The organism is Candidatus Zixiibacteriota bacterium (assembly GCA_035574315.1).
GTDB lineage: Bacteria > Desulfobacterota > Binatia > UBA9968 > UBA9968 > DATLYW01.
On record DATLYW010000002.1, the window covers coordinates 1 to 9031 of the forward strand.

Here is a 9031-nt window from a genome sequence, read left to right on the forward strand (position 1 = left end):
GTTTACAGCTATCAACAGATCGCCAGGGAATTTGGAGTTCATTTCACCACGGTGGGACGGATCGTGCGTGAGTCGATGAGACCGGACAGGCGGAACTGATCGGTGAAAATTGAATGTGCTACGATGCTAGACCTGACCCCAGTCTGCAATCTACGGGCTTTCCGCCCAGCGGACGATGAAGTACCCGCCGGCGGAGAGAAGGGCGCCGTTTGCCAGCAGCCCGGCAGCCACTTCCGTGCTTTCCCCAGCGAAAGCGAGCGCGCCGAGCCCGAACGAGACGCCGAGCGCCACAAAAGCCAGGCCGAAGTAACGCATCTCTTCCCTCCCTCCGCCGTATTCGACCGTGGTCTCAGCATGAAGGGTGCCAGAGAGCGCGCGGTCAACGGAAGGAGCGTAAAAGAGCTTTACGCCGCAACGCCGGATACCGGATATGGGCGGAAGGAACAAAATCGGATTGCGTTCGAGGTTCGAAGTCCGAGGTGAAGACCCGCGACCGAAGATGGAGGGCGGGAAGTGCTCCCGGTCCTCGTCTGCCGCGCAGCGGCCGCAACGGCTTAAACGGTTTCAGCGGAAGCGAAGCGATCATCGGGAGCGATGCGATTTTCGTAGCGGCCCCAAGGACGAAATCCCTCCCTGGGCCTTGACCCGCTTCTGGTGCATGCGCGTGCTCGCCTCGAGAATCGCGGGCAGGGGCAGGAGCTCGTGCTGCAGGCGGCGGCCCATGGTCTCGTACTCGACCTCGATCACGGGCTCGACCCTGGCGTTGCACACGCGCAGGAGATGGCCGCTTCGGTGATCGATATAGCTTCCCACGGCCCGGAGGATCTCCGGCAGGCTGCCGAAGTCGACCGGGCTGGAGCCCATTCTCCGGCGGGCGCGTCCTTCGGCCTCGAGCCTTTCGAGGTCGGCTACCGAATAGCTCAGGCGGACGATCCTGGCATATGGCGGGCGAGGATCGCCGCACTCCAAGCGAAACTCGCAGGCGTAGCTCTTGAGGTCGAAGACGACGATTTCCTGCCTTTCGAGCGCCTGGCCGATGCAGCGAAGAGCGCCGCCGTAGCCGTAAACGTACGGCATAGCCGCCTCCCGGCGTTGGTCTCTTCGGTTCCGGTAAGCGTCTGGAGAACGACGAGCGCCCACGGCTCACGCAATAACGAGGCCAGACTCTGGACCCACGAATCCGCGGCGGCTCCGGCGTTGCAGTTGTCCTCGATTGAAGGAAAAGCCCGACACGGCAGTCGGTTAAATCCCTGCAGGAGATTCCCTGCGGAGCAACGGAGAAAAAAATTCTTCGAAATACTTGACATATAAAATGTTTGAATATAAAAGTTCGGCCATAAAAGAATCGATTCCCGCCGTCTCCGAAGTTCGCTGAGTCTTAACGATGATCTTCAGAGTGTCCGTCCGCCTGCGGTTGCTCTCGTCGCGCGCGGCGAGCGTTGCCTGTGAGGCGGCTTGCCTGTTGGCTGTCGGCTGCCTGCCCGCGTTCGCGCAGTCAATGCGGCCGGAGCCGAAGGAATGGGAACGCATCGTCGAAGCGGCGCGCGCCGAGGGGAAAGTCGTGGTTTCGATCCCTGCGAGCGCCGAGTTGCGCAAGCGAGTCGAGGAAGTTTTCGAAAAGCGCTACGGCGTCGGCATCGAGCTGCTGACCGCTCGCGGCGGCGCTGCCGTCCGGCGGATGGCGGAAGAGTTCAAGGCCGGAGTGCGCCATTTCGACGTGCACATCGGCGGTTCGTCCTCTGCGGTGAGCGGCCTTCTGGAAGCGGGGATTCTGGATCCGATCGAGCCATGGCTCGTGCTGCCGGAGGTCAAAGATCCGAAACAGTGGTGGGGCGGGCACATGTGGGTCGACCGCGCGAAACGGTACATCTACAGCTTTCAGGCCTATCTGACCGAGAGCATCTGGTACAACACCGAGCTGGCGAAGCCGGATCGGCTCCGGTCGTATGACGATTTTCTGAACCCCGCCTGGAAAGGAAAAATCGGCTTTCTCGATCCCAGAACTCCCGGAGCGGGGGACTCCAACTGGTCTTTCATCTGGTCGGTGAAAGGAGAGGAGTATCTCAAGAAGCTCGCCGGCCAGGAGCTGCTCCTCCAGCGCGATCAGAGGCTTCTCGCCGAAACTCTCGCCAAGGGGAAAACGGCAGTCGTCATCGGGCTCACGTATTATACCTATCTTCCCTACGTAAAGGCGGCGCAGCCGATCAAGCCGCTGCCACAGCTCAAGGAGGGAACCTACGGCACCGGCGGCAGCGGCAATCTGACGATCATCAAGAATCCTCCGCATCCGAACGCGACCCGCGTCTTCGTCAACTGGCTCCTCGGGCGGGAAGGCCAGGACCTCTTCAGCAGGGCGCTCGGACAGGCGACGCGGCGTCTCGACGTCGATACGCGCTGGCTCCGGGAGACGGGAGTGATCCCGGCGAAGGACCACCTTTCGGTCAAGGATTATCTCAAGCTCGAAAATCAGTCGGAAGAGAAGCTCGACACGGTCCGCGAGCCGGCGCTCAAGGTGGCGCAGAAGCTGTTGCGCTGAGGAGAGCTCGCATCCGGAAAGCGGCAGGCGGAGCATGAATCGAAGGGCTGGCGACTACTATTCGGATTTTCGCGACCTGATCGCGGACCTGGAGCGGCGCGGTAAGCTTTACCGCTGGCGCGAGCCCGTGGACAAGGACACCGAGCTCATGCCGTTGATGCGGCTGCAGTACCGTGGCCTTCCCGACCGGGAGCGCCGGGCGCTGCTGTTCGAGAGTGTGCGCGACGGCCGGGGCCGGCGCTACGGCGCCAGGGTGGCGACAGGGGTCTACGGCGCCTCTCGCTCGATTCTCGGCCTGGGCATGGGCTGCGAGGACCCGGCCGAGATCTACGAGAAGTGGCGCGCGGCGCTCGCCCGCCCCGTGGAGCCGCGCCCCGTCGAGCGCGCGCCGGTCCAGGAGCACGCCTACTTCGGACCCGGGCTCGCGGAATTCAAGCTCACCGACCTTCCCGCGCCGGTCGAGGAGCCTGGCTTCAGCTGCGGCATCCGCTTCACGGCGCCGTTCATCACCAGGGACCCCGAGTCGGGGACGAGAAACGTGGGCATGTACAGCGGCCACTTCAGGGGAGACCACAAGCTGATCGCCGGCATCGCCCGAACGCACCACGCGCTCCTCTATCACCATCCCGCCGCGGTCAGGCGCCGCGAGCCGCTGCCGGTGGCGATCGTCCTCGGCGCGCTTCCCGACATCAATTACGTCGCGGCGGCGAACCTCCCGTACGGGCTCGACGAGCTGGCGGTGGCGGGGGCGATCCGGGGCCGTCCGGTCGACCTCGTGAGGTGCAAGACCATTCCCCTCGAGGTGCCGGCCGAGGCCGAGATCGTGATCGAAGGCGAGATCTCGGTCGACGCCATGGAGCGGAGCGAGCCGTTCAGCGACTATCCCGGTTACCTCATGGCGGAGCGCGCGCTCAGGCCGGTGATCGACGTCAAGGCGATCACGTTTCGCAGCGATCCGATCTTCACCGCGATCCTGGTCGGCCTGCCGCCGAGCGAGTCCAACGGCATCTCGCGTACCTGCCGCGAGATGATGCTGTACAACTTCCTCAAGTACAGCTGCAACCTTCCCGAGGTGCTGGAGGTCTGCTGTCCGGAAATGGGCGGCGGCTGGAACTGGTGGGTGATCCGCATGGCGAAGAGCCATCCGAGCAAGCCCAGGCAGGCGTTGCAGGCGGCCTCCGGAATGGACACCACCAACAAGGTGATCATCACGGTGGACGAGGACATCGATCCCAAGGACCCCGACATGGTGATGTGGGCGCTCAGCTTCGCGATGCAGCCGCACCGCGACGTTCAGGTGATCACCGGACGTTCCCCGCTGCTCGACCCGTCGGCCTATGCGTTGATGAGCCACCCCGAGGAGCGTTTCTATCCGCCTCCGACGGGCTGCGGCGGCTTGCTGATCGACGCGACGCGCAAGGGGAAATATCCGCCGGTGGGCCTGCCGAAGAAGAGATACATGGAGCGCGCGCTCGACCTCTGGCGGCGTGCGGGCATGCCGGAGCTGGAGCTGAAGAGGCCGTGGTACGGCTATCCGCTGGATCTCTGGACCGGCGAAGACGACGCTCTCGCGGAGGCGGTGGCGGCGGGGAACTACTTTCCGGCCGAGAGCAAGAAGTGAGAAAGAGGCCATGACGAAGCGCGAGACCAGCTACGAGCGGTGGATCAAGGAAGAGGGGATTCCGGTCGTCGAGGGCTACGGCATCGAGGACGTGACCGCGCTGCCGCGCCGGCCGTGGCGGCGAACCGGGGGGCTGGGAGCCTACATCCAGCTCAAGGGCATGGAGGGCTTCACCGGGATGTACGTCGGCGAGATTCCGCCGGGCGGGGCCCTCGAGCCGGAAAAGCATCTCTACGAAGAGCTGATCTACGTTCTGCGTGGAATGGGGGCCACCGAGGTCTGGTCGGGCGCGGACGAGCGGAAGAAGGTCCAGTTCGAGTGGCAGCGGGGGAGCCTGTTCGCGGTCCCGCTCAACTGCTCGCATCGCATGATCAACGGCAGCCGCGAACCGGCGATCTTTCTCGCGGTTACGAGCGCGCCGCTGATGATCGATCTCCTCCACGACATTCCCTTTATCTTCGGCTGCGACTACCGCTTCGAGGACCGCTTCGACGGCAGGCCCGATTACTTCGTGCCGACCTCGAGCCGGCGGGAGGTCGGTGGCTTCTTCAACTGGGAATCCAACTTCATAGCGGACGCGCGCGGTGCGCTGGTCGATCCCTCCGAGGCGAAGGGCTACGGGGTGCGGATCACGTCGTTCGACATGGGCGGAAGCACGCTCGTGGGGCACATCGCCGAGTGGCCCGTGGGCCGCTACCACAAGGCGCACTTCCACCAGGGCGGGGCGATCCTGCTGATCCTGCGGTCGACCGGCTACACGCTGATGTGGCCGCAAGAGGCCGGCGTGCGGCCGTATCAGTCGGGCCGGGGCGATCAGGTCGTCCGGGTGGACTGGCGCGAGGGAAGCGTCTTCAGCCCGCCCACCGGCTGGTTCCACCAGCATTTCAACACCGGCAGGGAAAAGGCGCGGCAGCTGGCGTTCCGCTACAGCGGGCAGTCGGGGAAATACCTCTTCGGCGTGTGGAAGGCGATCAACCGCGAAGGGGTAAGGACGAGCATCCGCGAAGGCGGGACGCTGATCGAATACGAGGACGAGGATCCGCAGATTCGCAAGGACTTCGAGGCGGCGGTCGCGAAGGCCGGGGTGCCGATGGAGATGCCGGCTTTCCGGTACGCGCCGGCCGCGCCGTAAACGGAGCGCGCGTCCGGAGCGCGGGGGCGTGCCGAACGGACGCGCGCGAGCGAAAGGAGCTTGAGCCGTGATGAGAATCCGCGATGGATTGCTGTTTGTGGCCCTGTCGGTCGCGGCGGCGGGGCCGGCCGCGGGCGCCGAGAGGTGGGACAAGATCGTCGAGGCGGCGAAGAAGGAAGGGAAGGTCGTCGTCTCCGTACCGACCAGCGCCGAATTGCGGAAGCAGGTCGAGAGCGGATTCCGGAGCAGGCATCCGGGGATCGAGCTGGAGCTGAACGCAGCGCGGGGATCGGCCAACATCCATAAGATTCTCGAAGAGCACAAGGCCGGGGCGCGGACGATCGATCTCCATGTCGGCGGCACGACCTCGATCATCACGGGGCTCCTGGCGAACCAGATTCTGGAGCCGATACCGCCTGCCCTGGTGCTCCCCGAAGTCAGCGACGAAAAGAAGTGGTGGGGCGGCCATATCTGGGCGGACAGCGCCAAGAAGCACATCTACACGTTCACGGCCTACATGACCGAGACCATCTGGTACAACACGACGCTGGTCAAGCCGGAAGAGATCGTCTCCTGGGACAGCCTGCTCGATCCGAAATGGAAAGGTAAGATCGCCATCCTCGACCCGCGAACGCCCGGCTCCGGGGAGTCGACCTTCTCCTTCCTGTGGCGCGTCAAGGGCGAGCCGTTCCTCACTAAGCTCGCGGCTCAGGAGATGATGGTGGGACGCAACCTGCGCCAGCTGGCCGAAGCCGTGGCGCGGGGCAAATGCGCGCTTTCGGTCGGGGTCTCCTACTACACGTATCTGCCGTTCATCAAAGCGGGGCTCCCCGTGACGTCGGTGGCCAGCGTGAAGGAGGGCTACTATGCGTCCTCGGGCAGCGGCAACGTCGCGCTGTTGAAGAACGCTCCGCATCCCAACGCGGCAAGAGTTTTCGTGAACTGGCTGCTGTCGAAAGACGGGCAGACGATCTTCACGAAGGCTCTCGGACAGCCCACGCGCCGCCTCGACGTGGACACCCGCTGGACGCGGGAGTTCGGCCACACCGCGGCCAAGGAGGTTCTGACGCCGGAGAAGTTCGACCAGCTGGAGAACGGCTCCGAGGAGGTCGTTCTCAAGTACCGCAAGCCCGCCATGCAGTTGGCGGAAAGGCTTTTCAGGTAGTCGCGAGGCGGACATGATCCGGAAAATCCTGCTGCTTTCGATCGCCGTGCCGCTGCTCGCCTGCCGGGCGATCGCCCAGGACGAGCGGTCGACGGAGTGGAAGAAAATCGTCGAGGCGGCGCGCAAGGAAGGAAAAGTGGTCGCGTCGATTCCGCCCAGCGCCGAGCTGAGGCGCGGCATGGAGCTGGCCTTCACCCGGCGCTACGGCGTCGGCGTCGAGTTCGTGCCGGCGCGCGGCAGCACGATCATCCGCCGGATCGCCGACGAGGCGAAGGCCGGCATTCACTACTTCGATCTCCACATCGGCGGCACCGAGTCGGTGATCACCGGCCTTCTCCCGGAGAACGTTCTCGAGCCCGTGGAGCCGTTTTTCATTCTCCCGGAGGTCAAGGACCCGAGGCAGTGGTGGGGCGGCCATATCTGGGTGGACAGGGCCAAGCGGTTCGTGTACGCGTTCGTCGCCTATCAGACCGTGAGCCTGTGGTGCAACCCGAACGAATACAATCCGGCCGACTTTCACAGCTTCGACGATCTGCTCGGCCCGAAGCTGCGCGGCCGGATCGGGATCAGCGACCCGCGCACTCCGGGGTCGGGGTCCTCGATGTGGTCCTACATGCTCTACATAAAAGGAGAGGAGTATCTGAAGCGCCTGGTGGCGCAAAAGCCGTTCGTGACGCGCGACCTGCGGTTGCTGGGAGAGAATCTCGCCAAGGGAAAGATCGCGATCACCTCCGGAATCGGCTATTCGGAGCTGCTGCCGTTCATCAAGGCAAAGCTGCCGGTGCATCCGCTGCCGGTGCCCAGGGAGGGGCTCTACGCCACCGGGGGCTACGGCCACCTCACGATTCTCAGGAACCATCCCCACCCCAACGCAACGCGCGTGTTCGTCAACTGGCTTCTGGGGCGCGACGGGCAGGAGATCTTTTCGCGCGCGATGGGCGTGGGAACGCGCCGCCTCGACGTCGACACGCGCTGGACCAGGGAGTTCGGTGTCATCGCGGCCAAGGACGGGCTCACGCTCGAGCAGTACTATAAATTCGAGAACCAGTCGGAGGAGAAAATCCACAGGATCCGCGAGCCGGGCTCGGCCGCGGCGCGGAGGCTTCTGGGATCGTGATACGGCGTGGGTTTCCGGTTTTTGACGTTGAACTTTTTCGACATCGGTCTGGACGATTGTAGAGGACGCAGGCATGCCTTCTGACGACCTCCGCGCGTGGATCGCGGACCTCGACCGGCGCGGCGAGCTCGGGCGCGTGCGCGCCGAAGTGGACTGGGACGAGGAGATCGGCGCGATCACGCGGGAAATCTCGAGCCGGTCCGGCCCCGGGCTTCTCTTCGAGAACATCAAGGACCACCGGCAAACCGCCTGCCGGCGGCTGTTCACCAACGGGACCGGAACGCGGGAGCGGGTCTGCCGCATTCTCGGAGTTTCCGAGGAGACCTCGTACCGGGATCTCGTCGGCGTCTTCAAGGAGCGTTTTTCCCGGCCGGTCGAGCCGCGCCGGGTGCCAGGCGGGCCCGTGAAGGAAAATATCGTGCGCGGCGACGCGGTCGATCTCTTCCAGTTTCCGGTTCCGAAATGGAACCCGCACGACGGCGGCCGCTACATCATGACCTCGGCGAGCGTGGTCACGCGAGACCCCGAGAGCGGCGTGCTGAACGTCGGTACCTATCGCGGCATGATCGCCGGGAAAAGGACGATCGGCGTGCTGCTTGCGGCCACGCAGGGCTGGGGCAAGCACTTCGCGAAGTACCGCGCCCGCGGCCTGGAGATGCCCGTGGCGGTGGTGATCGGTTGGGATCAGTCGCTCTTCATCGCCGCCTCCACGCCGGTCAACCACCCGGAATACGAGATGGCCGGCTCGCTGCGCGGCGCGCCCGTCGAGCTGGTCCAGTGCGAGACGAACGATCTCCTGGTTCCGGCGACGGCGGAGATCGTTCTCGAGGGCGCGATCTCTCCCGACCCGAAAACCTACGAGCCTGAAGGCCCGTTCAGCGAATATCCGGGCTACTACGCGGGGCGCAAGACGCCGAAACACGCGATCCGCGTGGACTGCGTCACGCACCGCGACGACCCGATCTTCCACGGGTGCCTGACCGGCGCGAGCCCGGGAAGGACCAACGAGGGAACCACATGGACGCCGGCGACTTTTTCCGCGATGGCGTGGCAGTACCTGGAGCAGGCCGGCGTGCCCAACGTGACGGGCGTGTGGCGCGGCAAGTGGCCGGAGCTGCTGCGCGTGCAGATCCGCAAGACGCACCGCGGCCACGCGCAGCAGGTGGCGGCGGCGCTCTGGGGCAGCCATCTCGGCAACTACGCCGGCAAGCACCTGATCGTCGTCGACCACGACATCGACATTCACGACTGGGAGGCGATCGAGTGGGCGCTCTGCTACCGGGTGAACGCCGCCATGGGGGACATCACGATGTTTCCCGGCACCTCGGGCTCGATGCTCGACCCGAGCGTCCCGCTCGAGGAGCGTGACTCGGTCAAGTACGGGCACGGGAAATGGACGCGTGTCTTGATCGACGCCACGATCAACTGGGAGCTGGAGCCGCAGGAGCAGTACGGCGGGG

General features: G+C 64.8%; 8 protein-coding genes. 6 read left to right on the forward strand and 2 right to left on the reverse strand.

Translation table 11 applies throughout. From position 1 onward, the window contains the following. Positions 1 to 150: 150 nt before the first annotated feature. Positions 151 to 315 carry a hypothetical protein gene (locus VNN77_00035; GenBank protein ID HXG49780.1) on the reverse strand — a complete coding sequence of 55 codons (165 nt, stop codon included), beginning with the start codon at positions 313 to 315 and terminating at the stop codon, positions 151 to 153. Between the two features lie 267 nt (positions 316 to 582). Beyond that, on the reverse strand, positions 583 to 1077 hold the full coding sequence (locus VNN77_00040; protein HXG49781.1) for a hypothetical protein: 495 nt from the start codon (positions 1075 to 1077) through the stop codon (positions 583 to 585). Between the two features lie 307 nt (positions 1078 to 1384). On the opposite strand from VNN77_00040, the gene VNN77_00045 reads away from it, so the two are divergent. The 6 genes from VNN77_00045 to VNN77_00070 all read left to right on the forward strand — a co-directional run. Next, a complete protein-coding gene (locus tag VNN77_00045) occupies positions 1385 to 2536 on the forward strand; it encodes an extracellular solute-binding protein (protein ID HXG49782.1) in 1152 nt (383 codons plus the stop codon). A gap of 34 nt (positions 2537 to 2570) precedes the next feature. Beyond that, on the forward strand, positions 2571 to 4157 hold the full coding sequence (locus tag VNN77_00050; GenBank protein ID HXG49783.1) for a UbiD family decarboxylase: 1587 nt from the start codon (positions 2571 to 2573) through the stop codon (positions 4155 to 4157). Positions 4158 to 4167: 10 nt separating this feature from the next. Then, positions 4168 to 5289: a cupin domain-containing protein gene (locus tag VNN77_00055; GenBank protein HXG49784.1), complete on the forward strand. Its 1122-nt coding sequence runs from the start codon at positions 4168 to 4170 to the stop codon at positions 5287 to 5289. Positions 5290 to 5359: 70 nt separating this feature from the next. Further along, entirely contained in the window at positions 5360 to 6454 is a 1095-nt protein-coding gene (locus VNN77_00060; protein HXG49785.1) for an extracellular solute-binding protein, read from the forward strand. 13 nt (positions 6455 to 6467) lie between these two features. Next, positions 6468 to 7571, forward strand: a complete 1104-nt coding sequence (locus VNN77_00065; protein ID HXG49786.1) for an extracellular solute-binding protein — start codon at positions 6468 to 6470, stop codon at positions 7569 to 7571. 73 nt (positions 7572 to 7644) lie between these two features. Next, positions 7645 to 9031: UbiD family decarboxylase (locus VNN77_00070; protein ID HXG49787.1), on the forward strand; the 1387-nt coding region annotated here is incomplete at its 3' end.

What these genes read in the sequence shown, in the direction of transcription:
- VNN77_00035 (HXG49780.1), bottom strand. Translation starts at nt 315, where the DNA reads ATGCGTTACTTCGGCCTGGCTTTTGTGGCGCTCGGCGTCTCGTTCGGG.
- VNN77_00040 (HXG49781.1), bottom strand. Translation starts at nt 1,077, where the DNA reads ATGCCGTACGTTTACGGCTACGGCGGCGCTCTTCGCTGCATCGGCCAG.
- VNN77_00045 (HXG49782.1), top strand. Translation starts at nt 1,385, where the DNA reads ATGATCTTCAGAGTGTCCGTCCGCCTGCGGTTGCTCTCGTCGCGCGCG.
- VNN77_00050 (HXG49783.1), top strand. Translation starts at nt 2,571, where the DNA reads ATGAATCGAAGGGCTGGCGACTACTATTCGGATTTTCGCGACCTGATC.
- VNN77_00055 (HXG49784.1), top strand. Translation starts at nt 4,168, where the DNA reads ATGACGAAGCGCGAGACCAGCTACGAGCGGTGGATCAAGGAAGAGGGG.
- VNN77_00060 (HXG49785.1), top strand. Translation starts at nt 5,360, where the DNA reads ATGAGAATCCGCGATGGATTGCTGTTTGTGGCCCTGTCGGTCGCGGCG.
- VNN77_00065 (HXG49786.1), top strand. Translation starts at nt 6,468, where the DNA reads ATGATCCGGAAAATCCTGCTGCTTTCGATCGCCGTGCCGCTGCTCGCC.